Origin of the sequence: Sneathiella litorea, from assembly GCF_009882915.1 — a bacterium.
Classification (GTDB): domain Bacteria; phylum Pseudomonadota; class Alphaproteobacteria; order Sneathiellales; family Sneathiellaceae; genus Sneathiella; species Sneathiella litorea.
Window position 1 is genome coordinate 612,585 of sequence record NZ_WTUW01000002.1, and the last position, 26,474, is coordinate 639,058.

At 50.6% G+C, this 26,474-nt stretch carries 31 protein-coding genes; 16 read left to right on the plus strand and 15 right to left on the minus strand.

From position 1 onward, the window contains the following. The 6 genes from GQE98_RS09155 to GQE98_RS09180 form a co-directional block, all read right to left on the minus strand. Positions 1–723: an OmpA/MotB family protein gene (locus GQE98_RS09155; protein ID WP_161315347.1), complete on the minus strand. Its 723-nt coding sequence runs from the start codon at positions 721–723 to the stop codon at positions 1–3. Continuing rightward, a complete protein-coding gene (locus GQE98_RS09160) occupies positions 720–1,433 on the minus strand; it encodes a hypothetical protein (RefSeq protein ID WP_161315348.1) in 714 nt (237 codons plus the stop codon). Before GQE98_RS09160 ends, GQE98_RS09155 begins: the two co-directional genes overlap by 4 nt. Positions 1,434–1,574: 141 nt before the next feature. After that, positions 1,575–2,273 carry a MotE family protein gene (locus GQE98_RS09165; RefSeq protein WP_161315349.1) on the minus strand — a complete coding sequence of 233 codons (699 nt, stop codon included), beginning with the start codon at positions 2,271–2,273 and terminating at the stop codon, positions 1,575–1,577. Positions 2,274–2,287: 14 nt separating this feature from the next. Continuing rightward, the gene (locus GQE98_RS09170; RefSeq protein WP_161315350.1) at positions 2,288–2,770 is read right to left on the minus strand and encodes a DUF6468 domain-containing protein; all 483 of its coding nucleotides are present in this window, start codon (positions 2,768–2,770) and stop codon (positions 2,288–2,290) included. A gap of 4 nt (positions 2,771–2,774) precedes the next feature. Beyond that, complete coding sequence (gene fliM, locus GQE98_RS09175) at positions 2,775–3,830, minus strand: flagellar motor switch protein FliM (protein WP_161315351.1); 1,056 nt, start codon at positions 3,828–3,830, stop codon at positions 2,775–2,777. A gap of 9 nt (positions 3,831–3,839) precedes the next feature. Next, positions 3,840–4,367 (minus strand): flagellar basal body-associated FliL family protein, encoded by a 528-nt coding sequence (locus tag GQE98_RS09180; protein WP_161315352.1) that lies wholly within the window; start codon positions 4,365–4,367, stop codon positions 3,840–3,842. A gap of 312 nt (positions 4,368–4,679) precedes the next feature. Here GQE98_RS09180 and flgF point away from each other — a divergent pair, with 312 nt between their 5' ends. From flgF to flgH, 4 genes are read left to right on the plus strand one after another with little or no spacing between them, the layout of a single operon-like run. Continuing rightward, positions 4,680–5,402, plus strand: a complete 723-nt coding sequence (flgF, locus tag GQE98_RS09185) for a flagellar basal-body rod protein FlgF (protein ID WP_161315353.1) — start codon at positions 4,680–4,682, stop codon at positions 5,400–5,402. A 15-nt stretch (positions 5,403–5,417) separates the two neighbouring features. After that, a complete protein-coding gene (gene flgG / locus GQE98_RS09190) occupies positions 5,418–6,206 on the plus strand; it encodes a flagellar basal-body rod protein FlgG (protein ID WP_161315354.1) in 789 nt (262 codons plus the stop codon). 27 nt (positions 6,207–6,233) lie between these two features. Further along, positions 6,234–7,205, plus strand: coding sequence for a flagellar basal body P-ring formation chaperone FlgA (flgA, locus tag GQE98_RS09195; RefSeq protein ID WP_161315355.1), 972 nt, complete (start codon positions 6,234–6,236; stop codon positions 7,203–7,205). Between the two features lie 11 nt (positions 7,206–7,216). Then, positions 7,217–7,975, plus strand: coding sequence for a flagellar basal body L-ring protein FlgH (gene flgH, locus GQE98_RS09200; RefSeq protein ID WP_161315356.1), 759 nt, complete (start codon positions 7,217–7,219; stop codon positions 7,973–7,975). A 76-nt stretch (positions 7,976–8,051) separates the two neighbouring features. Here the strand turns inward: flgH and dksA are convergent, their stop codons facing one another. Continuing rightward, complete coding sequence (dksA, locus tag GQE98_RS09205) at positions 8,052–8,468, minus strand: RNA polymerase-binding protein DksA (protein ID WP_161315357.1); 417 nt, start codon at positions 8,466–8,468, stop codon at positions 8,052–8,054. Between the two features lie 185 nt (positions 8,469–8,653). Beyond that, positions 8,654–9,073 (minus strand): flagellar assembly protein FliX, encoded by a 420-nt coding sequence (locus tag GQE98_RS09210; RefSeq protein ID WP_161315358.1) that lies wholly within the window; start codon positions 9,071–9,073, stop codon positions 8,654–8,656. 233 nt (positions 9,074–9,306) lie between these two features. On the opposite strand from GQE98_RS09210, the gene GQE98_RS09215 reads away from it, so the two are divergent. Genes GQE98_RS09215 through GQE98_RS09225 form a run of 3 tightly spaced genes read left to right on the plus strand, consistent with a single transcriptional unit; the run spans position 9,307 to position 11,253 of the window. Beyond that, positions 9,307–10,467 (plus strand): flagellar basal body P-ring protein FlgI, encoded by a 1,161-nt coding sequence (locus GQE98_RS09215; protein WP_161315359.1) that lies wholly within the window; start codon positions 9,307–9,309, stop codon positions 10,465–10,467. Next, complete coding sequence (locus GQE98_RS09220) at positions 10,467–10,775, plus strand: rod-binding protein (RefSeq protein ID WP_161315360.1); 309 nt, start codon at positions 10,467–10,469, stop codon at positions 10,773–10,775. The genes GQE98_RS09215 and GQE98_RS09220 overlap by 1 nt, the downstream gene beginning before the upstream one ends. A gap of 4 nt (positions 10,776–10,779) precedes the next feature. Beyond that, a complete protein-coding gene (locus GQE98_RS09225) occupies positions 10,780–11,253 on the plus strand; it encodes a hypothetical protein (RefSeq protein WP_161315361.1) in 474 nt (157 codons plus the stop codon). An 18-nt stretch (positions 11,254–11,271) separates the two neighbouring features. On the opposite strand, the gene GQE98_RS09230 is transcribed toward GQE98_RS09225, so the two are convergent. After that, a complete protein-coding gene (locus tag GQE98_RS09230) occupies positions 11,272–11,637 on the minus strand; it encodes a flagellar protein FlaG (protein WP_161315362.1) in 366 nt (121 codons plus the stop codon). A 188-nt stretch (positions 11,638–11,825) separates the two neighbouring features. Beyond that, positions 11,826–12,278, minus strand: coding sequence for a winged helix DNA-binding protein (locus GQE98_RS09235; RefSeq protein WP_202526199.1), 453 nt, complete (start codon positions 12,276–12,278; stop codon positions 11,826–11,828). Positions 12,279–12,727: 449 nt separating this feature from the next. Between GQE98_RS09235 and GQE98_RS09240 the strand changes: the two genes are divergently transcribed. From GQE98_RS09240 to GQE98_RS09275, 8 genes are all read left to right on the plus strand, one after another. Continuing rightward, a complete protein-coding gene (locus GQE98_RS09240; protein WP_161315363.1) occupies positions 12,728–13,879 on the plus strand; it encodes a DUF2336 domain-containing protein in 1,152 nt (383 codons plus the stop codon). Between the two features lie 86 nt (positions 13,880–13,965). Further along, the gene (locus GQE98_RS09245; protein ID WP_161315364.1) at positions 13,966–15,555 is read left to right on the plus strand and encodes an ATP-binding protein; all 1,590 of its coding nucleotides are present in this window, start codon (positions 13,966–13,968) and stop codon (positions 15,553–15,555) included. A 113-nt stretch (positions 15,556–15,668) separates the two neighbouring features. Next, positions 15,669–16,778, plus strand: coding sequence for a DUF2336 domain-containing protein (locus tag GQE98_RS09250; RefSeq protein WP_161315365.1), 1,110 nt, complete (start codon positions 15,669–15,671; stop codon positions 16,776–16,778). A gap of 99 nt (positions 16,779–16,877) precedes the next feature. Next, positions 16,878–17,870 carry a GTP 3',8-cyclase MoaA gene (gene moaA / locus GQE98_RS09255; RefSeq protein ID WP_161315366.1) on the plus strand — a complete coding sequence of 331 codons (993 nt, stop codon included), beginning with the start codon at positions 16,878–16,880 and terminating at the stop codon, positions 17,868–17,870. A gap of 6 nt (positions 17,871–17,876) precedes the next feature. Continuing rightward, positions 17,877–18,635, plus strand: coding sequence for an NAD kinase (locus GQE98_RS09260; RefSeq protein WP_161315367.1), 759 nt, complete (start codon positions 17,877–17,879; stop codon positions 18,633–18,635). Between the two features lie 193 nt (positions 18,636–18,828). Next, a complete protein-coding gene (locus GQE98_RS09265) occupies positions 18,829–19,524 on the plus strand; it encodes a ParA family protein (protein ID WP_161315368.1) in 696 nt (231 codons plus the stop codon). 34 nt (positions 19,525–19,558) lie between these two features. Next, positions 19,559–20,236 (plus strand): hypothetical protein, encoded by a 678-nt coding sequence (locus GQE98_RS09270; protein WP_161315369.1) that lies wholly within the window; start codon positions 19,559–19,561, stop codon positions 20,234–20,236. A 16-nt stretch (positions 20,237–20,252) separates the two neighbouring features. After that, on the plus strand, positions 20,253–21,086 hold the full coding sequence (locus GQE98_RS09275) for a PAS domain-containing protein (RefSeq protein WP_161315370.1): 834 nt from the start codon (positions 20,253–20,255) through the stop codon (positions 21,084–21,086). Here GQE98_RS09275 and GQE98_RS09280 read toward each other — a convergent pair. Further along, complete coding sequence (locus tag GQE98_RS09280; RefSeq protein ID WP_161316253.1) at positions 21,083–21,427, minus strand: Spx/MgsR family RNA polymerase-binding regulatory protein; 345 nt, start codon at positions 21,425–21,427, stop codon at positions 21,083–21,085. The genes GQE98_RS09275 and GQE98_RS09280 overlap by 4 nt on opposite strands. A 179-nt stretch (positions 21,428–21,606) precedes the next feature. Between GQE98_RS09280 and GQE98_RS09285 the strand changes: the two genes are divergently transcribed. Continuing rightward, positions 21,607–22,896: a hypothetical protein gene (locus GQE98_RS09285; protein WP_161315371.1), complete on the plus strand. Its 1,290-nt coding sequence runs from the start codon at positions 21,607–21,609 to the stop codon at positions 22,894–22,896. Positions 22,897–23,200: 304 nt separating this feature from the next. Here GQE98_RS09285 and tgt read toward each other — a convergent pair whose 3' ends face one another. From tgt to coaD, 4 genes are all read right to left on the minus strand, one after another. Further along, entirely contained in the window at positions 23,201–24,331 is a 1,131-nt protein-coding gene (gene tgt / locus GQE98_RS09290) for a tRNA guanosine(34) transglycosylase Tgt (protein WP_161315372.1), read from the minus strand. Next, on the minus strand, positions 24,328–25,359 hold the full coding sequence (gene queA / locus GQE98_RS09295; RefSeq protein ID WP_161315373.1) for a tRNA preQ1(34) S-adenosylmethionine ribosyltransferase-isomerase QueA: 1,032 nt from the start codon (positions 25,357–25,359) through the stop codon (positions 24,328–24,330). The genes tgt and queA overlap by 4 nt, the downstream gene beginning before the upstream one ends. A gap of 64 nt (positions 25,360–25,423) precedes the next feature. Beyond that, positions 25,424–25,906, minus strand: a complete 483-nt coding sequence (locus tag GQE98_RS09300) for a peptidylprolyl isomerase (RefSeq protein WP_161315374.1) — start codon at positions 25,904–25,906, stop codon at positions 25,424–25,426. A 42-nt stretch (positions 25,907–25,948) separates the two neighbouring features. Further along, positions 25,949–26,464, minus strand: a complete 516-nt coding sequence (gene coaD, locus GQE98_RS09305; protein WP_161315375.1) for a pantetheine-phosphate adenylyltransferase — start codon at positions 26,462–26,464, stop codon at positions 25,949–25,951. Positions 26,465–26,474 lie beyond the last annotated feature (10 nt).

A 26,474-nucleotide genomic window follows, 5' to 3' on the forward strand; every position in this document is an offset into this window, starting at 1 on the left:
TTATTTTCCTTGCCCCTCAGCCTCTCGCACGACGATGTCCACGCGTCGTGCCAGCGCATATTTTCTATCCTCGTCATCAACGAGAATGAGTTCATTAAAACGGGAATCCGCCATGCCAAAAACCCGTATCGGATTGCTGTATCCAGAATTTTCAAGTTCGTTCGCGACCGACATTGCCCGGGCAAGTGACAGCGCCCAGTTATTCGGATATTTTGCCGTTGGAGACGTGATCGGGTCCGGGTCTGTATGACCATAGACCTCAACCTGATTGCTGATATGACGGAGAGCCGTCCCAATCATGTTAATCACCTCTGCGACATCGCTGCCTTCTTTCTCCGCCCCGGACCTGAAGAAATCCCACCCGGCAAGAGAAATGACCAACCGTTCTTCGGCGCGAAAGATATCGACGTTAGCGAGTAACGAATTCTGCTGTTTCTTCCCGTTCAGAATGTGTTCCAGATAGGCGAGATCAATGGCTTTCGGCTCATTGATCATGGCCATATTCTTATCCGCCTCGCCCGTCTTGGTCACCAGGTTGGTAATATCACTCATCTTGTTACCAAAGGTTTCCGACAGGGTCTGCCAGCGATCAACCTTGATTTCGCTCATCGAGAATAGAAGCACAAAAAAGGCGAGTAACAGAGCGAGCAAATCGGCCAGAGACGTCATCCAGGCTGTACTGGTATTTGTGGGCTCCTTGCGCAGTGGGAACAGAAAATTCATTTCGGGCTTACCTCCGGCCGGAACTGGAACTCCAGTGAAGGGCGCAGAAAAAAGCTGAAATGGATAAACCCGGCATCTCCCGCCGCCATTCCGATGGAGATATTCCGGGAAGGCACTCCCTTCTCCATGAGGAGCTGTGAAAGATAGCTAATCCGCTGTGCGGCGATATCGTCTGCCATATCGCCAATTTCAGGAAGTGTTACCCCGGTACCGATGAGAATTTCGAGATCAGTTGCAATGTTGTTATTCCGGGCAATCAGCGTTGTTGCCACATCCTCTAGAAATGTACCTAGAGTGTCGCGCAATTCCAGGCTGCGGTAAGCGAATAATTGGCGGATCGGAACGGAGAACTGAAGTCGCGTTCCCCCTTTTGTAAAACGAGATTCTATAAGGGGAACAGCAGTTTCAAAAACATTCTTCAGTTTCGCATGAAAGGTCTGCGTCCCTTGCTCTTCCCCGGAAAGCTTCTTCTGCCGATCCGCCGGTGTATCGGTGGACAGGCCTGCAAAGGCAATATTTACGCTTCCAAGAACCGTTCGCACACGTTCTTCCTGCATAACGGAAATCGAATGCAGAAAGATAAAAAAGGCGAGCAGTAGAAGATACAGTGAAACGAAGATAACGGCGTTGGCATTGTTTTCCCGTGCCGGGCCCGTCAAAGACTCCCCGATATCGAGTATCACCGTGTTTTGATTTTCCGTCCCGCTCACCCGGTCACCTGCCTATTTGTTCAAACACTTCGTCTCAGCGTTTTGAGATAGGCAAATTTTACCCGGCATTGGTTAATCAGCGGTAAAGAGGAGCGGTAATTCTCTTAATTTACCGCAAGAATAAAAAATCCTAATCAGTGACTAGCTTTTGTCGTCATCCGCTCCCGGAAGTTGACGGCGCGTTGCCAGCTCAACGGTCAGCTTGTTCGCGCGTTTGCCATTCATCGCCGCCAAGATAGAGGCCATTTTGGCTTCCTTAATCTTGCTTGCGACATCGATCAGGATTTCCATTTCAAGATCGTTGAAAATACGCGCCGCATCTTTCGGCTTCATTTTTTCATAAATCTTGACCAGGCTGTCCATTTGAGCCTTTTCCTGTTCATCATGGGCTTGCAGAAGAGAATTAAGAGTAGCCTCCATCTCTTTTAATTTATTGATTTTTTCATCAATTCTCGTTTCCGTCGCCTTGAGCAGATTATCACGCATATCCAACTCTTCGTTACGGCGGTCAAGTTCCGCGCGGCGATCAACCAAACGTTCAAGAACAGCAATTTCACTCTTTGAGTACTGATGCGCGACTGCAGGTTCCGTCGATGCAACCGTCGCTTCCCTGGCGGCCTCATCAACCGACGCTGCCTCAGCAGCCGTCACTTGTTCCTCGGTGTCTGTAGCGACTGCGTCCGGCTTAACATCTTCTTTCGCTTCACTGGCTTGCGCCTTGGCAACTTCGACATCGAAAAGAACGCCCTGTGCATCCGTCCAGACAGCGCTCAGTTTGAGGCTGAATATCAAACCCAGCGCAACGACCGTAACGGGCAAAATACGAATATGTTTCATCATCTAGCGGCCCTGCCTCAAGTCGATTTCGTCAGCATGTCAAAAAGTTCCTTTTCCGCGTCGGAGCGAAATTTCGTCGGCTCCTCCGTCGGACGCGGCGGCGCAATATCATCGTCATCGAAAAGGCCGGCAGGGTCGTCATCATAAATTCCGGTAAACTCTCGTTTAGAAGAAGACTCCACGCCCTTTTGAAGGCGATCGGCAATGCGCGTGCTACTAGCGTTAATCAGTTGCAGCTCTTCAATGAGTTCACGTGCCTGCTTGATTTCGACGGCAAACTGACTGCCGGTCGTAGATGCCAGTGTCTTCAACTCCTCCACCCCGGTTTTCGACCGAACGAGCGCCTTGTCAAATTCTTCTGTCAACTGGCGCAGTTCCGTATGGGCGTCACGCATATTCGATAAGCGCTTGTTTAGCATCGCGCAATAGCCGATGGTTGCCAGCAGCAATCCGACAAGAAATAGATTTAGCAGAAAATCGAGGGGTAAGTTTTCCATCATTATTCTAACCCATTGGCCTGAGTGACTTATCAACCTTGACCGCAATGTTCTGGCCCGACCGCCCCATTTTACCCGACACCATCGAGATACCGCCGCAACGCAAGGTCGTCGGGCTATCCGGTGAGGCATTAAACATGACCGTATCACCAATTTTCAGGTTCAAAACATCATTTAGCGACATCTTTTTTTCATCAAGAACGGCCTGGATATCAACCTCGGTCGACCATAATTCGGTTGCCAGATGATTTTCCCAGATGCTGTCGCGACCAAATTTTTCACCCATGAACATCTGCAGGAGCAACTCTCGAACGGGTTCCAGAGTTGCGTATGGCAAAAGCATTTCCAACCGACCGCCGCGATCTTCCATATCGATCCGAAGCTTGATCAGGATTGCCGCATTGGCCGGACGGGCAATCGTCGCGAAGCGCGGATTAGTCTCAATTCGCTCATGCCGGAATGTAACCGGGCTCAAAGGTTCGAAGGCACCTGTCATGTCGGCAAGAACAACTGAAATCATTCGCTCCACCAGATTGCGTTCGATGGTCGTATAAGGACGGCCTTCGATCCGCATCGCCGCTGTCCCGCGACGACCACCGAGCAGGACGTCGACCACCGAGTAAATCAGGGAGCTTTCGACCATGATCAGACCGAAATTGTCCCACTCTTCTGCGCGGAAAACGCTCAAGATAGCGGGCAGCGGAATGGAGTTAAGGTAATCACCAAAACGGATAGAGGTAATATTATCAAGACTGACTTCAACATTATCGGATGTAAAGTTACGCAGCGATGTCGTCATCATCCGAACCAGCCGGTCGAACACCACTTCCAGCATCGGGAGGCGTTCATAATTGACCAACGCGGAATTGATAATGGCCCTGATACCGGAACTATCAGGGCTATCTTCGCCTTCCATGTCAAAACCGAGCAGGCTGTCGATTTCATCCTGGTTCAGAACACGCGTGCTATGACCACCTATGTCCTCGGCAGAATCGTCGCCTTCTCCGTCTTCCATATCCGCCATTGCCGCGGCCATTTCCATTTCTTCGTCTTGATCAGACATATACTTTACCTACTGAACCAGCATTTCTTTAAACAATACGTCATTCACCTTGACGGGAGCGGCTGAACTATTGATCCGCATCAGCAACTCCTCTTTAAGGCGAAAAACCCCTTGGGACCCGTTCAGATCCTCTTTCCGCAGTTCACGAAGATAAACCTGGAAATTATCCATGATCCGCGGGATCAGAAGCTCCAGATCCGCAATAGCGGATTCATCTTCCAGTTCCAGCGAGACGCCAAGTTTCAGAAAGCTGCTTGATGAGTTGCTCGTGCTGAGATTGACCAGCATTTCAGGCAAATCGTAGAATACAACTTTCTTGTTCTTCGCTGCGGCTTCGGCAGCAATTTCTTCGTCTGTTGGCTCTGGTGCATCGAATACACCGGCAAAATAAGCCCCACCGGCCCCACCGCCAATAATGAGCAGGGGCAAAAGAATAAAAAGAACCATAACTTTACCGCTAAGCTTCTTTTTTTTCTTCGGCTCGCCACCTTCTTCCTGATCGGCGTCCAAAGCCTCTTCTTCAGTCTTGTCAACCATCGTTCGTTGCGTACCTTTGACAAATGAGACCGTTAATAACTGATCACAGATTAGGCCGCTTTGGTTAACAAGAGGTTGATGCCTTCCAAATCTTTTACAGAAAGCCGCAAATTTTACGGATAAATGGAAATCTACCGGCGGGCCTTTCCAGTGTACTGGGAAAAAATTGCCGCCTGTGACAGGATTTACACCGCTGACTTTCCGCCCCAACTTACATATTTATATCTAAGTATTTGTTTTAATTAATATTTTTTTCTGGCACGGGGTCTGCATATACTTAGGCAGATCATTTTGTGCCAGAAAGGCAGAGATATGGAAAACGCAGTATTCATAGGATTGTCCCAGCAGATGGCGCTGAAACGGCGCATGGACATTACCGCAAATAACCTCGCGAACGTTAACACGACCGCTTTTAAGAGCGAACATCCGTTGTTTGAGGAGTTCCTTGTTAAACGGCCGGACCAGGACGCTGTCTCCTTTGTTCAGGACTATGGCAGCTATCGTGACCTGCGCGAAGGCGAGTTTACCCATACTGGCCGGCCCCTTGATCTTGCCATCAGCGGAGAGGGATATTTCTCCATCGAAACGCCAGAAGGTATTCGATATACACGCAATGGCAGCTTCCGTCTCGACCCTGATGGCAATATCGTAACCATCAACAACCAGGCTTTGCTGGATGAAAACAACCGCAAAATTACGGTTAATCTCCAGTTCCAGGAACTCACTGTTGCACCGGACGGCACGGTAACGACCGGCCCGGGGCAAACGCAGAAAATCGGCCTCTTCGATTTTGAAAACCCGCAAGTTCTAAAACAGGTCGGCAGCGGCCTTTATGACGCGGAAAATTTCCAGCCACAGGCCACAACCGACGTTAACATCATGCAGCGCACTCTGGAAAAGTCGAACGTCCAGCCCATTCTGGAGATGACAGCGATGATTGACATCATGCGGGCCTATCAATCAGCCCAACAGCTGCTGGATTCAGAACATGAACTGCAGATGAAAACCATCGAAGAAATGCCTACGGTACAGTAAAGAAGGAAAAAGATAATGCGAGCACTTGGTATTGCCGCCACAGGTATGTTGGCCCAGCAGCTTAACGTAGATGTTATTTCGAATAATATCGCCAACATGACCACAACCGCCTTTAAGCGTCAGCGCGCGGAGTTTCAGGACTTATTGTATCAGGATATGGAACGTGCCGGTGCGGCATCTTCGGATGCAGGGACGATTGTTCCGGCCGGTATCCAGATCGGTGTCGGTGTAAAAACCGCCTCGGTCTATCGTATCACGGAACAGGGCGGGCTGGAATCAACAGGGAATACCTACGACTTGGCTGTTCAGGGCGAAGGGTACTTCCGTGTTCTGCTCCCCAGCGGGGAAGAAGCATACAGCCGGGCAGGTTCATTTCAGTTGAGCCCCACCGGTGAAATCGTAACGCAGGACGGATTTACAGTCATCCCCAGCATCACCATTCCGCAGGACGCCACCAGCGTAACCATTAACCCGAGTGGTGAGGTGGAAGTCCAGATCGATGGACAGGTCAATCTGCAGACCGTGGGTCAGCTTGATCTCGCTATTTTCTTTAACGAAGGCGGTCTGCAACCACTGGGCGATAGCCTTTACAAAGAAAGTACGGCATCTGGCGCCCCGACAATCGGCGTGCCCGGCTCCACCGGCTTTGGCACCCTCCGTCAGGGATATCTTGAAATGTCCAACGTGAATGCCGTGCAGGAAATCACCCAGCTCATCAGTGCCCAGCGCGCGTATGAAATGAACTCGAAAACGATTACTGCCGCCGACGAAATGATGTCCGTTACCAACCAGCTCGGACGATAAAAACTTTCTAGAATGAAAGAGACAGCTATGAAATATCTTACAATCGTTTTAGCACTGATAATCGCCGTAACCGCGCCGACAGTTGCTGTCGCCGCTGATACGATAACCCTTCGCCGTGATATTACCGTCGAAGGGGAGCAGATTACTATTGGCGATCTTTTCATCGGTGCGGGTGACAAAGCAGCGCAAGTCATTGCGCCCGCTCCCGCTCCCGGTAAAGCAACAGTGTTCAAGGCTGTCTCTGTCGCGCGCTATGTTCATTCACATGGACTTGATTGGCGTCCGGCAACACCGATCCGTCGCATTTCGGTTCGCCGTTTGGGAACGACCATCTCGCATCAGGTTATAACCGATCAAATTCGGGCCGCCCTGGAATATGAACTGGATCTGGACCTTTTCGAAATGAACCTGCCAATACAAAACCTGAACATTCAGATCGCTGCGGAACAGCCACAGACCGTATCCGTCGAGAATCTTTATGTGAATAAGGAAAGTGGTCAGTTCGTTGCTGAAATTCTTGCGCCAGCCCATTCAGAAAATGGTCAGCGCATCAGGTTAAATGGACAGGTTCACCAGCAGATTCTGGTCCCGGTTCTTAAACGTTTTAAATCCGCAGGCGAGGAAATCCGCGAGAGTGACATTGACTTTAAAGCGGAACGCGTCAGCAAGGTAGGACACCATGTCGTTCTTGACGCCGCCCATCTAATCGGCAAGAGTCCCCGGCGGTCCGTTCGTTCCGGGATGCCCATCAACATCAGCAACCTGGGAGATCCCGTGCTTGTGGAGAAAGGCAAGCTGGTCGCCGTAACACTGGAACAGGGTGGTATGTACTTATCCGTAATGGGACGCACATTGGAAACCGGCGGTGAAGATGACGTGATCCGGGTTGAAAACATTAACAGCCGCAAAATTATCCAGGCGCAGGTTATCAACTCGCAAGAAGTGCGGATCATTACCCGCCAGCCTCAGTTGGCGTCCGCTAGCGACATCAAAGAATAAAGGAGCACCCCATGAAACATCAGATTAAAAATATCGCCCGCTTCTCTTTGGTGATCGGATTGGGTGTTGCCCTGTCCGGATGCAACTTCTTCAACCGTATTGCCAATGTCGGGTCAGAACCGCCCCTTTCCAAGATTGAAAATCCGGTGGCGCAGAAAGATTACCAGCCTGTCTCCATGCCGATGCCGCGCCCTGAGCCCGTGCTCCAGCAGGCAAACTCCCTGTGGCGGCCCGGTTCCAAGGCCTTCTTCAAGGATCAACGGGCAAACCAGGTTGGTGATATCGTGACCGTGCTTGTTGAGATTGAGGACAAGGCCACGCTGAATAACTCCACCGATACGACGCGAGCTTCATCCGAGAATGCCGGTTTCGCAGGATTGCTGGGCCTTGAGTCGCAAGTCGAGAAAATATTGCCGGAGGGTACAAGCGCGGAAGCCCTAATCGATCTGGGCAGTGATCACAGCGTCAAAGGGTCCGGCGCGGTCAACCGGAATGAAACCATTAACATGGAAATTGCCGCCATCGTGACACAGATCCTTCCCAATGGTAACATGGTCATCGTTGGCCGTCAGGAAGTGCGTGTGAACTTTGAAAGCCGCGATCTCTCGGTCACCGGCGTTGTCCGGCCGGAGGATATCACCTCCTCCAATACGATTGAATCGGCAAAAATTGCCGAAGCCCGCATCGCCTATGGCGGCCGTGGCCACCTGACAGACGTCCAGCAGGGACGCTATGGTCAGCAGCTCTTCGATATCATCTTCCCCTTCTAAGGGTCGACCTGACACAAAAAAAAAGCCGGTTCCAAATGGACCGGCTTTTTTATTGTCTCAGAAGTCCTGAGATTATTTAGTCGTCGCGGTAGATTTTTTCGCGGCGTTCATGACGTTCCTGCGCTTCCAGGCTTAAGGTCGCAACAGGCCGAGCTTCCAATCGTTTGAGGGAGATCGGTTCACCCGTCTCCACGCAATATCCGTATTGTCCTTCGTCAATCCGGCGTAGAGCGGCGTCAATCTTGCCGATCAATTTGCGTTGACGATCCCGCGTTCGTAGTTCCAGCGTCCTTTCAGACTCGGTCGATGCGCGATCTGCAATATCCGGCTCTTTCACCGTTTCTTCCTGCAAGCTCAGAATTGTCTGGCTGGCATCCGCCAGGATTTCATTCCGCCACTTCATCAATTTTGCACGAAAGTATTCTTGCTGTCGGGTATTCATAAATGGCTCGTCCTCGGATGGACGATAGTCTTCAGGAATTTGAACGTTCATTAAGCGACTCCAGTTCCCATATCTTAAATGCCTTAACACGGACATCCAGAAAAATAACGGAATAAATATAAGATCGTGGCTTTATTAGCAACATCCTATTCCATTAAAACACGATATTTATGAAGCCCTGATGATAATCAAGGGATTTCAGGAGGAAAATACACAGAACCGGGGGACGAAAAGTATCAATAACCGAATTTGGCGAGTTCAACAGCTGCCCTTACCTCGATATCCTTGATAACTTGTTGAAGGGCCGGATCGGCATCTGCAACATTATAACCGGACAATGTCGCCTGTAATTGCTTAAGCTTATCCGCCGTTAAAGAACCTGTCAGCAGGCCATCGCGAATAGATTCCAGTTTTTCAAGAAGGTCATGACCCTTCGCCAGCGCCTTCTTGTTGCCCTTCGGCAAGTTATCGTCAACTCCCTGCAAGGCAACAAGCGCATCAATCGAGCTAATGGGAGAGGACGATGAAACGCCGCCGGCGACAGACGCTTCAACCGGATCGCTCTCAACAGAGAACTTCGCCCCGGATTTCTGCGATGCCTTGCCGCCCTTGCTCCCGGATGCTGCGCTTGTCCGGCCTGGTCCGCCTACTTTCATATTAGAAACGTTACCCCGTCACATTTGAAGGACAATTGCCGTCCTTTTCTATTCTCATGGGACATTCTTTCCCGGTCAAGGGGAAGATATTGCCCGCCTTGATCATAATCTCTTATTAATATAAATTTTTTACATATAAATCAATAAGTTAAATCACAAAAAAACTGGCACGCTTTTCGCTTCTATTTTATCGAAATTAGAAAATTTTGAATATCGAAGAACGGATTTTATTGATGGTCTTGAAGTTAGTCCAACAAATCGTAGCGCAGTCTAAGGCGAAATCTCGGCATCTAACGGCAATTTTCGTCGCACTTAGCTGCTTTCTCTGGTCGTTTGATGCAGCCAATGCCGCCTCACGCGTGAAGGATATCGCGGAATTTGAAGGCATTCGTGACAATATTCTGGTTGGCTACGGTCTTGTTGTCGGATTGAACGGCACAGGCGACTCGCTTTCTAATTCTCCGTTCACAGAACAAAGCCTGGTGGCCATGCTGGAACGTCTCGGCGTAAACACCAGCGGTGAGACACTGAAAACCAAGAACGTCGCGGCAGTGGTCGTTACGGCCACCCTGCCCCCGTTCCAACGTCAGGGAACAACAGTTGATATCGTCGTAAGCTCGCTTGGCGATGCCACAAACCTGATGGGCGGAACACTGGTGGTTACCCCCTTGATGGCGGCGGACGGCGAAGTTTATGCAGTGGCACAAGGCACCCTGACAGTTGCCGGTTTTTCTGCTGGCGGTGCCGCGGAGAGCATTACCCGCGGCGTTCCAACCACAGCCCGAATTGTAAATGGCGCAATTGTCGAGCGCGAACTCGGTTTTGATCTCGCCTCGCTTACGAGCTTGCGCATTTCCCTTCGCAACCCGGATCTGACAACCTCCCGCCGGATTGCCGGCGCCATCAATACCTATATTGGCAAACCGATTGCTGAACCAACGGACCCTTCCACCGTCGTTCTTAACCTGGCGGGCAGCGAGCGGGAGAACATGGTTGATCTGCTGGCGGATATTGAGCAGCTACAGGTTAAACCCGACCAGGTCGCACGTGTTGTAATTGACGAACAGTCCGGCATCATTGTGATTGGCAGTGAGGTCAAGGTGGATACGGTCGCGATTGCCCAGGGCAACCTTACGGTGCGCATTACCGAAACACCCCAGGTTTCCCAACCGGCCCCCTTCTCGGAAACCGGTGAGACCGTAGTTGTGCCACGCACCGAAGTCGAAGTAGATGACGACAACGAGAAAAAGCTGACTATCCTTAAAGAAGGCGTACGTCTTCAGGATCTTGTTGACGGGCTTAATGCGCTCGGCATTGGCCCAAGGGACATGATCTCCATTCTCCAGGCAATCAAGGCCGCAGGCGCCCTACAGGCAGATATAGAGTTGATGTAATGACTAATATTCAGGCAACTTCCACCAATTTTATCACCGATCCCGGCGGGACCGATAAAAACGGCCGCACCCGGAGTGAAGAGCAGATCCGGCAAACCGCCGTTGAGTTCGAGGCCTTCTTCCTCAGTCAGGTCCTGAATTCTATGTCTGCCGGCCTGGAAGCCGACAAGACATTCGGTGGTGGCGAGTCCGAGAAAATGTTTCGGTCCATGCTCAATGATGAACATGCCAAGTCTATGAGCCGTAATAACAGTGTTGGTATTGCCGATGCGGTTTATCGAGAAATGTTGGCGCTACAGGAGGTATAGTAAAATGACCGCTGAAACCCAGAATAATGGCCCTGTCCTGATGAAGCCAGACGCCCTCGCCCGCCTTATTGCGCGGTTAAGCGATATCCTAGAGCAGGAAAACAAACTGCTTCATGAAAATAATCCGGAAGGGTTCAAGGCAACCCTGAATGAAAAAACCCGCCTGATTGCAACCTATAATCAACAAATGACTCTGGTGAAAAAGAACCCGGACTCCTTCAAGGCGTTTCCAAAATCCGAGATTGATCACCTTAAAAAAACAAGTGAGGATTTCTACACCGTTCTTGACCGCCATTTCCGGAAACTGTCAACGGCAAGAACCGTGACGGAAGGCCTGGTCAAATCAGTTGCAGATGAGGTGGCAAAGAAAAAAGCCCCGCCGCGTGGTTATACGGCAAGAGCCGCCGTCGCTGATCCTCTTTCAAACAGGAACGCGCGGGCGGTCAATGGCGCAATTGCCATCAATCAGGTAATTTAAGGAAACAAACAGACGATGTCAGACTTCGCTATTGACAGCCAGCCCTTGCAATTCGCGATAATAAGCGACACGTCGAAGAACATAATCGCCTGGAAACTGCTTCAGGACTTCGTCTGTCTGCTGGTCGATAAGACGGTAGACATATCGACCGCTTTCTTCATCTTGGTCGATGGAAAAGCGACCGGATGGAAATCTTGAATCAGTAAAAAGGGCGCCAATGGTTTCTTCGGCACGTTTTACAGGGTCTTCAATAGCTGCACTCATGCCCGGCGACACCGGAAGTTTACCTTCCAAATTGTTAGCCGAATTTCCACGATCTACAGAGCTGCTGACGTGCAGCGTAGATGGCATCGCAACTTGTTTTCCGAATGGGGTTACGTCCATTACGCAACTCCTCTCCTATATCTCATTAGTGAATCAAAATATTCATTTGCGGCACTCCGCAGAGATAAAAGGTAACTGAAGAGTCTTAACAAACAATTAATACGGTCAAGCAAATCCATTGCAGGTAGCTAAAACCGGCAACAACAAACACATTTCATAGCTAAATAGAAAGGAAGTAGGTGGATTGCCTATTGCGCGCCGTACTGGATATAGTCGGTCCAGATGCGCTCAATCTGACGCAAATGCTTGCGGGTCTCGGCAACGTCGGGCGCCGGGTTCGACCGAGCAAGAAGGTCTGATTGTTTCTGTTCCATTTCAGCAAGCTTTTCAACCATATCAAGCCCCTTTTCGGAGAGTTTGATCATGGTTGCGCGACGGTCACGCTCTGATTTTTCCTGCAGAAGATAGCCCATCTCGACCAGCTTCTTCAGGTTATAAGACGCATTAGACCCTTGATAGTACCCGCGGGACATAAGCTCGCGGACATTTATTTCTTCATTCCCGATATTGGCCAGCAACAAGGCCTGAACGGCATTGATATCCGTAATCTCCATCAGGGCAAGTTCGGTCCGCAATACGTCCAGAAAACGACGATGGAGCCGCTCAATCAACCTGGTTAGCTCATGATAATCTTCAGTCACAATATTTCCTTAGTACAACCGGTTACATGCGTTTTATGAAAAATCAAACTCATGGAAATCAGGGCTTATTTTGCCCTCACAATCTTAACGAATTGTAAAACACCAAAAATTCTTCGAGAACATTAAATAATATCGGCATAAATCCTCCGAAAAACTTCACTTTTTCGCAGTTTCTTTAATTTCACCGCTTTCCTCATCGCCATGCTGAGGTAGAATAATACATTAATTCACGGCGAAATTATGGAGTCTTTGCCTACTTTAATCTCGCAATGAGCCCGATGATTAACGGGAATTTAATGTCGCTGTATCATGTTGAGGCGTTAAAATTGACTTGCGCGGGCAAAGGATATTGTCTTAACGGAGCCTTTCAGGGATGTCTGAATTTCCCGTTTAGGAAGAAGTTGGCTGTCAGATAAGCTGGGTATGGATAGGATTAAAACGGAATTGACATGACAGAAGGTCACGATGAGGAACTCGCGAGGCTGGTTGCGCTGTCGAAAGACAGCAGCAAACGCGGGCGCCGTCAACTATTCAACAATCTAAGCGACTTGTTTATGAAGGACGAAGAACGTCTGAGCGAGCAGGAGCACGCCCTTATCGTCAGTATCCTGACCAAGCTTCTTTCAGAAATTGAGACAACAATACGGCAGAATTTGGCAGAAGAGCTGGCGGGTCTTGAAAATGTTCCCCATGGATTGGTTACACTGCTTGCCAATGACGACATTGAGGTCGCGCGCCCTATTCTGTTCAAGAGCCATCTTCTGGTAGAACCCGACCTGATCGAAATTATTCAGAACCGCGGTAAGGAGCACATGCTTGCCATTGCCGAGCGGGATGACCTGAATACGACCTTGAGTGATATGTTGATAAGCCTTGGCGACGAAGATGTAATTTCGCATCTTATCGAAAATGGTGACGCCAAGATCTCCCGCAAAAGCATGGAATATCTTGTTGAGGAATCTCGGCGCATCGATCGCTTTCAGGAGCCCCTGATCGCCCGCCATGATATTCCCGTTGACCTTGCCCATAAAATGTTCTGGTGGGTATCGGCCGCGCTGCGCCGTCATATTCTGGAAAATTTCGAGATAGACGAGCTGGAGCTCAACGAGAGGATCGTCGCTGCTGCGAAATCCGAGTATCGCTATGATGTCGCAGAGAAAAATTCCAGCGCAGATACATTAATCTCCGAATTATCCAAGCGGAAGGAACTTAACGAGAAATTCCTGGTGAAGGCTTTACGCAGTCGTCAAATCCGATTGTTCATGATTGGCCTGGCTGAGCTTTCGTCTCTGGACTACCTGAAAATCAGCCGTTTTATCTATGATACCAACGCGGAGGCCCTGATTGTCGTCCTCAAGGCATTGGAGTTCAGTCGCAGTTCATTTTCCACAATTTACCTTCTGACACGCAATATCTCGCATAATAAAAAAGTAAAAAAGACAACACAGCCAGAAGAAGTAGAGATTATTATGAAATTTTATGATAAACTTTCTGTATCTAATGCTAAAATGACGTTACGCTTCTGGCAGTTGGAGCGTGACTATACGGAAATGGTTGAAAAACTCGACGCAGACCTTCAAGGCGACAGGGTTTATTTATGATTTCCGCAAGTAGCGTGAATTAGTACCAGGGAACATGTAAAATTACATGTAAAGAGTAAATGACAGAACGGGGGCAAGGAAGCGTCGTGTCGCTTCATACTGATGTTAAAAGCACCAGCGGTTCTGAAATTCCGTCAATGCAGGGCATTGTCAGCCGGGAATTTTTTGACGCTGTGTTTGAGCAGGCTCCCCCGATGTACATGGCCCGGCCAGATGGAACCGTCATTTATGCCAACAGCGGATATCGGGAACATTTTCGCCCTGGTGCGGCGCAACGCGTTGATGATCAGATTCTCCCCACGCTGCCACAGGATCACCTTGACATTGTCACCCGCATTGCGGAAACCAAAGAGACGGAAACCAGACAACTTTCTCTAAATGCCGGCCAGACCACCGAATTTTTTCTCTCCCGCCATTTTCCAATTTTTGATGATGAAAACCAGTTAATCGCCATCTGCGGAAGTTTTATCAACTCCACCCGGCAGGTAAACGCGGAAATCAAGCTGAGAGACGAAAAACGCCGTTTTCTGGATATCACGCGCGCAGCATCCGACTGGATTTGGGAAACAGACGCAGACGGAAAACTAACCTTTGTCTCCGACCGTGTCGTTCAGGCTGTCGGCCTCCCCCCTATGTTGCTTAAGAGCAAACGGCTAGCCGATCTGGGCGTATTCAAACCTGAGGCGGATGGTGGCAACAAGGCGGAAGCCGCCATGGAACAGCATGTCCCCTTCCGGTCCGTCCCGCTTGAAATTCAGGATACCAGTGGAGATTACAAGATTTTCAATATGTCCGGCGTTCCCGTTTTTAACGATAAGGGTCGCTACGTAGGATATCGCGGGACAAGTGATGATATCACTGCCCGACTTCTGGCAGAGGACGAGGCTATGTCCTCGAAGGCCGAGTTGGAGCGGGCAATCAACGAAATCACACAAAAGAACATGCAGCTTGAGATGACAGCAAAGAAAGCGCTGGAATCTGCAAAAGCCAAGGATACCTTCCTCGCCAACATGAGCCATGAATTGCGGACACCGCTGAATGCCATTATTGGATTTGCAGAGGTCATCGGGCTGGAAACATTCGGCCCCATAAGTGATAAATACCGCGAATATGTTGGCGATATATTGAATTCGGGCAAGCATCTTCTGAGCCTAATTGAGGATATTCTCGATATCGCGCGCATTGAAAGCGATAAGATTCCGATCGAGATTGTCCCAACCTCGCTCGCCGGTATGGTTGCGGATTCTTATGTTCTTATTCAGAACCATGCCCGAGAGAAAAGACTTGAAATAATCGGCACCCGGATCACGGAAAATATTGATCTCGCTGTCGATCCAACCAGGTGCCTGCAAATACTAGTCAACATACTCGGCAACGCCGTTAAGTTTACGCCGCGCAACGGTACTATCGGGATAGAGTATGAAATTATCGATGAAACCTTTGTCGATATCACGATCTGGGATACCGGCCCCGGTATCGCCGAAGAAGATCAGGAAAAAATCTTTGAGGCCTTTAAACAGGCTCATGAAGGGGTATATAGCCGCGGCACCGACGGTGTCGGCCTTGGGTTGACGCTGTCACTCAAACTGGCGCGTCTAATGGGTGGAAACATCACGGTAAAGAGCAGTCTGTCAGATGGGAGCCGGTTCAAAATCCGCCTGCCCCTCGCCCATTGAGGCCTGTCGGCTAACCTCCAGTTTCTAAAGAGGCTAAATCACAAGTTAACGGTATTTTAATAGTAATTGTCTAAGGTAAGCCTGAAAAGTCTCAACCGATGGACAGATACATAATGCCCGTTACTGCACAGGAAAATATTGAAGCCATAAAAGTGCTTGTTGACCTTGCGGAGACAAACTCCCCAGAACAGCGTCAATTTCTATATGCCCGCCTAGGCGAATTCCTTGTAGATGATCAATCCTCCTTTACCAATCAGGAAAAGGAAATAATGGCAGATATTATCTGCCGGATTACGACAGATGTTGCTAAAACAATCCGTGCGAATTTTGCGAAAAACCTGGCATCAAAGCAGGATATTCCGCGTAATCTGATGGTGTTTCTCGCGAATGACGATATTGAGGTGGCACTGCCAATCCTAAGAGATTGTGGCCTGCTCGCAGAAAATGATCTTTTGGAAATTGTCAAACACCGCTCCAAACAGCATCAGCTCGCCGTTGCGGCACGAGATAATATTGGAGAAGAAATCTGCACGGCTCTCTGCGAAATAAATGACCCGGAGATAACGGTCGCGTTATTGGAGAACCATACTGCCAAGGTGTCCCCGGTTATGCTGGACAATCTTGGTGAACTTTCTGAATGCATTACAGAGTATCAGCGCCCTCTTCTCGATCGGCCTTTCCTCCCTAAACCGATTGCGGAAAAAATGTATCGCTGGGTCTCGATGTCTCTACGAGAATATATCCGCGATAATTTCGAAGTGGATATCCGCGCGCTTCAAATGGATATCAAAGATCGCGAAGATACGATCCAATCTATCTCGAAGGAAAGTGACCCGTCACTCCGGCTAGTCGAGAAACTTCACCATTCCGGCGAACTTTCAACGCGTTTCATGATTAAATCACTGCATCAGGGTGAAATTGATCTTTTTGAATATTCCTTCGCCAAACTCCTCGACATCGAAAGCGATAAAATCAAGGATATCCTCTACGCGGAAAATCCTGAAATACTCGCCGTTGCCTGCCGCAGCCTGGATATCGACCGGGTAATTTTTAAAACGATCTATGATCTTACCGGATCAATTCGCCATCAGAAAACCTCCCTGCTCACCAAGATTAAATCGGTACCAATGGATTTTTATGATCTATTGACTGTGGAGACAGCCAAAGCGGCTCTCCTGAATGAAGACTTCATGTCCGGAAAAATAAGCTACGCCGAAACCTGATGGGCGATAGAGCTTCTTTTCTGTCATTGCTTGCAATAGATATATAAAAATATATTTTAAAGCTGTACCATTGTCGCCCTCCTTTCCGGGAAGTTGAACGTGATTGATCCTTTTGGCAGAGAAATAAGCTATCTCAGAGTGTCCGTTACGGACCGCTGCGATTTCCGCTGCAAATACTGCATGTCGGAAAATATGACGTTCCTGCCAAAAAAGGACGTCCTCAGCCTGGAAGAGTTGGAAATGGTGTCTGCCGCCTTTATTCGCAAAGGCGTGCGGAAGATCCGGATTACCGGCGGGGAACCACTGGTTCGTAAGGGAATTATGGAGCTATTCCGTAATTTGGGCCTCTACATCAAAAGTGGTGAACTGGATGAATTAACCCTGACAACCAATGGCAGCCAGCTTGGAAAATATGCAGGCGAGCTATATGACGCAGGTGTACGCAGGCTTAACGTTTCACTTGATACGCTCAACCCCTATCAGTTTCAGGACATTACCCGCTGGGGCAATTTTGAGAAAGTGATGGCAAGCATCCGTAGCGCCAAGGAAGCCGGCCTCAAAATCAAGATTAATACAGTTGCCCTCAAGGGATTTAACGATCATGAATTCAACGATCTGATCCAATGGGTCGGTGATGAGGGGATGGACATCACTTTTATCGAAACAATGCCCATGGGCACGATTGACGGGCAACGCTCGGACCAGTATCTCCCGCTCTCGGACGTCAAGAAGCAACTTGGTGAACGCTGGACGCTAACCCCCTCTGCCTATCGGACCGGGGGCCCCTCCGATTACTTTGATGTTGCGGAAACCGGCGGGCGGATTGGCTTCATTACCCCTCTCACCCATAATTTCTGCGAAAGCTGTAATCGGGTCCGACTTACCTGCACCGGCATGCTTTATATGTGTCTCGGCCAGGAAGACAAGGCCGACCTGAAAACTGTCTTGCGTGGCGAGAATGGCCTCGCGGCGCTCGATGCGGCGATTGATGAAGCGATCGGACGCAAACCCAAGGGCCATGATTTCATTATCGACCGTAAATCCGACGGCCGTCCGGCGGTTCCCCGTCATATGAGCGTAACGGGCGGCTAACTGCGGATGAAAATACATTTTACTGCCAGCGAATCGGAAGATGCGCAGATCGCCTGTGAAAGCCTGATCGCGCGTTATGGCAATGTTCCTGCGACAGAAGCTGAAGTCATCGTCGCGCTCGGCGGGGACGGCTTTATGCTGGAAACAATGCATTCCTTCATGAGTTCAAAAATCCCGATCTATGGTATGAACAAGGGGACCGTTGGCTTCCTGCTGAATACTTATCAGGAAGAAGGCCTGATTGAACGGTTGAGCGCGGGCGAGATTACGAAGCTCCACCCCCTAAACATGGTCGCGGTAAATATGCATGGTGAGAAAACAGAAGCACTTGCCATCAATGAAGTTTCCCTACTCCGGGAAAGCCGTCAAACCGCCAAAATACGCATTTCCATCGACGGACATGTCAAGGTTGCGGAACTGACTTGCGATGGCGTTCTCGTCGCCACCCCGGCCGGCAGCACTGCCTATAATTATTCCGCCCATGGCCCGATTTTACCGGTGAATGCCGGTGTTCTGGCCCTCACCCCGATCAGCGCCTTTCGTCCGAGACGCTGGCGTGGCGCCATTCTGCCGCGAGAGGCACGGATTGAGCTTGAAGTTCTGGAAGCTAACAAACGGCCCGTCAGCGCCGTTGCGGATGCTGTGGAAGTTCGGGATGTCGCCACGGTCATTATCGAGGAAAAGCGCGATATCTCCATCCGATTGCTGTTCGACCCGGAACATAATCTGGAAAAGCGGATACTCGATGAACAGTTTATTCTGTAACCAGATTGCAGGGCGCCTTAAGGCTTAATAAATTTTTTTACTAATATTTACCTAAGTTTTGGCCTAGTTCGTAAATCTTCCTTAATTTTTAATCTGTAATTTTGCTCCATGAGACAACAACTGGAGCGGATTAACCGTCTGCGAAAACGGTGTCATCACCTCCAGTAACAAAGAACTGAGCAGGAGAGTTCTGATGAAGGTTATCGCGGTAGCATCACAAAAAGGTGGTTCAGGTAAAACGACACTTGCCGGCCATCTCGCGGTTCAGGCTGAAATGGCCGGCGGAGGACCCGTGGCGCTTGTTGACACCGACCCTCAGGGCAGCCTGTCTGAATGGTGGAACGAACGCGAAGCGGAAACCCCGCTGTTCGCGCGAACAACTGTTGAGCGGCTTGGGGCGGATATAGGCCGGATGGAAAAGATGGGCATCAATCTTTTGTTCGTCGATACGCCGCCAGCCATTACCTCAACCATCGCCAATGTGATCGGGCTTTCGGACTTGCTGATCATACCGACCCGTCCCAGCCCGCATGACCTGCGTGCTGTCGGGGCAACCGTTGAACTGGCCGAAGGTTTGAACACACCCCTCATTTTCGTTGTCAACGGGGCAACACCACGCGCAAGGATCACCAGCGAGGCCGCAATCGCCTTGTCGCAGCATGGTACACTTGCTCCGGCGATTATCCACCAACGGGTTGATTTCGCCTCCAGCATGATTGACGGGCGGACAACGATGGAACTTAATCCATCCTCTCGTTCTAGCGACGAGATCACAAAGCTCTGGGCCTATATCGATGAACGCCTGGCACGAATGGAAACCAATCATTCAATGCCAACTTCACACCATCTTTCCGCATCTCCGGCTAGCAATGGCGCGGCGTATAATTAAGTTCTGACCGCCATTTAAAAGAAGAAGATTTGTCATGAAAGCAGCTTTCCTAACCAGCTCATTGATTGCCGCCAAAGGCAAAGCAGCCCCGGCATCGCCCCGTTTGACGCCGAAGAACCTTCTCGACGACGATAAAAAGGATGGCGAGAACCGTGTATCACGTATTTACGATCGGGTGCGCGAGTATGCGGAACCGCATTCAACGGATGCAACTGAAGATGAGCCGCAATACGCCACATCGGAGGCGCGCGAGGAAACGTCTAATTTCAATCCCGAAAATACAGATAACCCCTTTTTGGCAGAAGATACCGACACGCCTGATGAGGCATTAACCCGTCATAATGACACAGCGTCCTATCCTCAAACCGAAGCTTCCCATCTCCCCGTTACGCGCGATTATCAACCCGTTGCCGCGTCCAACCCCGTCAGTAGCGGCTATTCCTCTGGTATAACACCTTCCCCGCTCGGTGAAAAACAAGCCCGTGAAATTGCCGCAGAAGTTTCGAAGCTGAAAAAGGATGGCCTTGGCCGCATCCGGATATCCGTCCGTATGTCCCCAAGAGATCATCTACAACTCAAACTCATAGCGGCACATACGCAAATGTCCGCACAGTCAATTTTTGAAACCGCTCTGGAAGAATATGTTGCCAACCATGGAACGGAGATTTTGCCACAATCCTGTAATTGCGTTCTGGACAAGTCATCCTTCTAAATGGAAGTAACCGAACATGCGTGAAACTATTGACGATAATAATGAACTGGAAACCGGTCTAAATGCAGCGTCGCTTTCACGTATAAAATTAAGACGACCCAAGGATACGGCTGATCCCCAACGCAAGGTAAAATCCGGTGATATTACGGACCGGCTCCAGGCACTGGCGGAAGAACTTGAAGCAAGTAAACCGGCAAACAAGGCATCTGAACCCGTTTTTGAGAAGGCAGCAGCGGAAACTACATCCGTCAACGTCAAGACAAAAGCCAAGGCGCCTGAAAAGCAGGTCAAAAAACCATCTACAGCCAAAAAACCTGCTCCCGCCACCAAGAAAGAGAGCTCCCCCACCCCAAAATCCGTTTCTGCCGTGCCGCCTCGGCGATCGAATTGGGCGCGGCCTGCTGCGTCATCTGGATGGCAAAAGAAAGCGGCCACGCCGGATATTCTCTCCTACTGGATGGAAATACGCGAGGGGAACCGCTATCCGACCTGGCAAAATCTGGATACCACGAAGATTGGCAAACATTGGCCAAACTGCACATTGGTGTATTGCGACCGGGCCGCGGGCCGACTTCAGCTTGCAAACGGATTTACCCAGGAAGTCCGTCAGGTCATACAGGAAGGAAGCCCGGATCAGGCATATACGTCTGATATTGATTTTTCACCGATGGTTGTTGACTGGGTCCTCAGCCTCGCAAGGGATGTCGCAAACACGGGAAAACCAACCCATGGCACCGAATACTTCCCCTCCACTTCCGATGAAGTCCCGCTACGGGTGATCGCCTTGCCCCTAAGTGAAAACCAGGTCGATATCGATCATGTCCTCTGCTATGTGCAGAAGCTGGGCTAAGCGGCCCATTCTTTCAGTGTTTCTTTCTCCGGCTCCTTGAACCCGACAAGATATCGGTCGTTATGAGAAAATATTGGCCGCTTCAGTAAAGTCGGCAAGGTCAGGATAATCGCGGCAGGGTCATCCTCTTCCAAAACAGCCTTTGCCGCACTGTCAAGTTGACGATAAGTCGTTCCCCGTTTGTTGATCAGGATATTGCGATCGATGGCAGCGAGCCATTTCGTGAGTTCTGCGGCTGGTAGTCCATCGGCACGCAGATCATGAAAATCGCAGTCTATCCCCTCCTCTTTCAACCATTTAAGGGCCTTCCTACACGTATCGCAATTCTTGATTCCATACATAATCACCGGGCGTACCTCTACTAAAGATGTTGATGCTGTCTTCTTTTAGCGCGGTGGCATGCCGCGCGACAACCTTCGGCTTCCGGTTTCCGTAATAGCTCGTGACAATATGGGCGAAAATGCAGGCTTTCGATCACAAACCCCGCCTTCTTCGCGTCACTGAAAGGAAGGAGCATGATATGGGTATTTTCTCAAGACGATCGACAACGCGTAAAACAGATGGGAATACAAGGCAGGGTCTTTCCATTGGGTCCACCATCCTCGCTAACTCGCTCGCCAATGCCCAGCTCCTGATGATGACAGCCGCAGAACGCGGCATTATGTTGGAGAATGATGTTACCCGGACCATTCTTAATGCAAATGAAGCCTTCGATAAAAATCTGGTGACGCCGGAGATTGCCAACAGTTTCTGGCAGGCCTACGAAACGCTCTCCCAAACACTCAGCCCGATTACAATCGAAAGTGTTCGTGCAAACCATGATTTACAGCGGCTTCAAACTGGCAATGGAGGATGTTTACACAGCAGAAAATATGCCCCCATGTCCCTGAAGTCTGCCTTTCGCTATAAGTTATTGTCCCTTACGACTTTGCTGTCTCTGATCGCGTTGCAGGTATTCTGGGCGATCGGCAATACCCTTGTGATCGATATCAAGGAACAGTCTGACAGAATCATCGACTTGGAAGCACAGCTTTTTACGGAGAGCAATCCAACAATACCGATGAAGGGCAGTGATCTGGCAAAGCGTCTGGCGTCCAGTGAGGAAGCGGATGGCGAAGCGTCATCATTAACAAACGATGCGGCGCAGAAGAATTTTCCGATCTCCACGAACACCCAAGCTCTTAGTCGCCAGATTGGTGAATATATCTCCTGGCGCAGTGCGGAAATTATCGAGCTCAAGAACTGGAACCGGCTTTGGGGCCGGCTCATTTTCTTCAGCCAGCAAACATGGGACAAATCAGATTATGAAGATTTATCCATGGAAGCGAAAACCCATATCCACTACATATCGGCGCAATATGTCCTGCATGCCATCTCCAACTATTTCCTGCCGATCCTCTATGGGCTATTGGGTGCGTCCTTCTATGTTCTGCGACAGCTGCCAAAGGATATTGAAAACCTAACCTTCTCGATGAATTCCCATATTGATTACGGCCTTCGGATCACGCAAGGTCCGCTCGCCGGGATTATGGCCAGCTTCTTCTTTACGGATGCTCCGAGCAAACTTTATTCCCTCACGTCCCATTCCTCTGCCATTGCGACGATCAACCTGGAATCTTCCGGCCTCTCAAGTTTCAGCCCCCTCGCCATCGCCTTCCTGGCGGGCTACAGCGTAGAGCTCATTTTCCATGTGATCGATAAAATCATTTCCACCGTGACGAATCGCTCTACCACGACGGTCACAAAAGCAGACCCGCAGTCTGTTAAAGCGCCCCCCTCCCCGAAACCGGAAAGGCCCTCGACCACCTAGCCAACTGGGCGTGTTACAGCGAGAATCAGTCGTGCCAGGCCAGAATCGCACCCGATTGTTTCTTTAGAAATTCCGTTGATTAAACTGGGGCTTTACGAACCAGGGCCAAAATACTTAAAAAGCGGCCAATTTAGACGTTCATTCGAGGGAAGTCCGGGGCCTGCTCAAATTTTAACGCGATGTTAAGACTCCAAAGCGGATGATAAAGTGGTCCAAGGTTGATCGAAGCTGTTTTTGCCAATTCCACCCCTCCCCTCAAAGGCAGAGATGGCTTCGATTACCTTACTTCCCCCGTTTTTCCAGCCTAAACCGGCTCAATATCACCCTGCGCTTGCATTGCGAAGAAATCGAGGGCGAAATCTGCGAGCTTGCCTTCCTCGATTGCGTCCCGCATACCCGCCATGACTTCCTGATAATAATGAAGGTTATGCCAGGTCAGCAACATGGAGCCCAGCATCTCCTTCGCCTTGAACAGGTGATGCAGATAGCCGCGGCTGTAGTTCCGACAGGCCGGACAGCTGCAGCGCTCATCGAGTGGGCGCAGATCATCCGCATGGCGGGCATTGCGGATATTCACCGTGCCATAGCGGGTGAAGCCTTGTGCATTGCGTCCCGATCGGGTCGGCAACACACAATCAAACATGTCAATGCCACGCATGACGCCCCCCACAAGGTCATCGGGCTTGCCAACCCCCATAAGGTATCGCGGCTTGTCCTGCGGCAATGCAGGCGTGGTAAATTCCAGCGTGCGGAACATTTCCGCCTGCCCTTCACCAACGGCGAGGCCGCCGACCGCATATCCCTCAAACCCGATGCCGGTCAGCGCCGCAATGGATTCCAGACGCAAATCCTCATAGGTCGAGCCCTGCACAATGCCGAACAGGCCATAGCCGGACCTTTGCTCATAAGCCTCGCGGGAGCGCTCAGCCCAGCGCATCGAGCGGCGCATGGAGCTTGCAGCCACCTCCTCCGTAGCGGGATAGGGTGTGCATTCATCGAACGCCATGGTGATCGTGGCGTCGAGATCATTCTGGATCTGCATGGATCGTTCCGGCGTCAATTCGAACCGCTGCCCATCGATATGAGACTTGAAGATCACGCCATTCTCGTCGATCTTGCGCAGCTCATTCAGGGACATCACCTGAAATCCGCCGCTATCTGTCAGGATCGGCCGTTCCCAGCTCATGAATTTATGTAGGCCGCCGAGGCGCTTTACCCGCTCTGATCCCGGGCGCAGCATCAGGTGATACGTATTGCCAAGCAGGATATCAGCCCCGGTCTCCCGCACGGCCTCCGGCGTCATCCCTTTCACCGTCGCCGCCGTCCCAACAGGCATGAAGGCCGGCGTGCGAATTTCCCCATGGGCGGTTTTCAGGGTCCCACGACGGGCTGCACCATCGGTGGCGGAAATATTAAATTCAAATGCGTTTGTCATGGTTTCGGATATAGCAGCGAACAGTCGCCATAGGAATAAAAACGATATTTTTCCGCGATCGCATGGGCATAGGCCGCCTTCATGGTCTCCAGTCCGGAAAAAGCCGAAACCAGCATGAAAAGCGTCGATTTCGGCAAGTGGAAATTGGTGATCAGAAGATCGATCGCCTTGAAGCGGTAACCGGGGGTAATGAAAATATCCGTCTCCCCCTCAAACGGATGCAAGACGCCGGACTCATCTGCCGCACTTTCCAAAAGACGCAGGCTGGTTGTCCCGACCGAGACAATCCGTCCGCCGCGCGCCCGAACCTCGTTGATCTTCCGCGCTGTCTCCGCATTCAGGAAACCTCGCTCCGCATGCATCTTGTGATCATCCGTATCGTCAACCTTCACCGGCAGGAACGTGCCCGCCCCCACATGGAGCGTCGTCGTCACCATATCGATCCCACGGGCGCGGAATTTCTCAAGTAGGGCCTCGGTAAAATGCAGTCCCGCCGTCGGCGCCGCGACAGCACCCTCGTCCTTGGCAAAAATTGTCTGGTAATCGCTCTTGTCCTGCTCGTCAACGGCGCGCAGGCTGCTGATATAGGGCGGCAAGGGAATTTCCCCATGCGCCATCAGCTTTTCCATCAAGTCGGGCCCGGAGGCCGAAAAGGACAGCGCCACTTCCCCGCCTTCAAACTTGTTCGTAACCAACGCCGTAAAACCGTCCCCGAACTCTATGATATCACTGACTTTCAGCTTCTTTGCCGGTTTCGCAAAGGCATGCCAGCTGTCGGCGGAGACATTCTTGTGCAGCGTCACCTCAATCTTTGCCGACCGCCTTTTCCCGCGAAGTCGCGCCGGGATCACCTTGGTATCGTTAAAAACAAGCAGATCCCCTTCCGCCAAAAGGTCCGGCAGGTCGGCGACTGTATGATCGCTCAGCTCTTCCCTGATCACCAATAGTTTCGCCGCCTCGCGCGGAACCGCGGGGCGATCGGCGATCCGCTCCGGTGGCAGGGTAAAATCGAAGGCGTCAACTTTCATGATCTAAAACGCAAACGAACGACTTGGGACCCCAAGCCGTTCGTGCCCAAAAAAATGCAAAATGTTACTCGGCGTCAGCCGCAACCTTGAGGCTGAGGATCTTGTCCGGGTCCGCAACGGAGCCATTGTCCATGCTGTTACCCTTCTTGATCTTGTGCACGGCGTCCATACCCTCGACCACCTGGCCCCAGATTGAATACTGGCTATCCAGATGCGGCGCACGATCGAACATAATGAAGAACTGGCTGTCGGCACTGTCGGGATGACCGGCACGGGCCATGGAACAGGTGCCCTCAATATGGGCTTCGCCGGAGAACTCAGCGGAGAGGTTCTGCCCCGATCCCCCAGTTCCCGTCCCCTGCGGACAGCCAGTCTGTGCCATGAAGCCATCGATTACCCGATGGAAGACAATGCCGTCATAAAAACCATCACGCGCAAGTTCCTTAATGCGGCTGACATGGTTTGGCGCCAGATCGGGACGCATCTCGATGACGACACGGCCATCTTTCAGTTCAAGATAAAGGGTGTTTTCTAAATCACGGGACATTAATTGCTCCTGTCGCGTCCGGATCCTTCCCGGACATTAGTGTTAGTTCGTCTTTTTGCTCCTGATAAGCTCGACGCGTTCAACAATCTTCTTTGCCGTCGCCGCAGAAACAAATTTTGTGATATCACCGTCCAGCAGGGCAATTTCCTTGACCAAGCTGGAGGCGATGAATTGATGCTGGTCCGACGCCATCAGGAAAACCGTCTCAATCTCGGAATTCAGGCGACGGTTCATGCCGACCATCTGGAACTCATATTCAAAGTCGGACACAGCGCGAAGCCCTCGAATAATGATGGCCGCACCAACCTGCTCCGCAAAATGCATCAACAGATTGTTGAAGGGTTTCACTACGAAATTGGTTCCCGGAAATTCCTCGGTCATCTTTTCGACCATCTCAACCCGTTCTTCCACGGTAAAGAGAGGATTTTTCCCCGGGTTCATCGCAACACCAATTACCAGCGTATCAACCAGCTTTGACGCACGACGGATAATGTCATAATGCCCTACCGTAATTGGATCAAAGGTCCCTGGATACAATCCTACGCGATTCTTCGACATGAAACTTCCT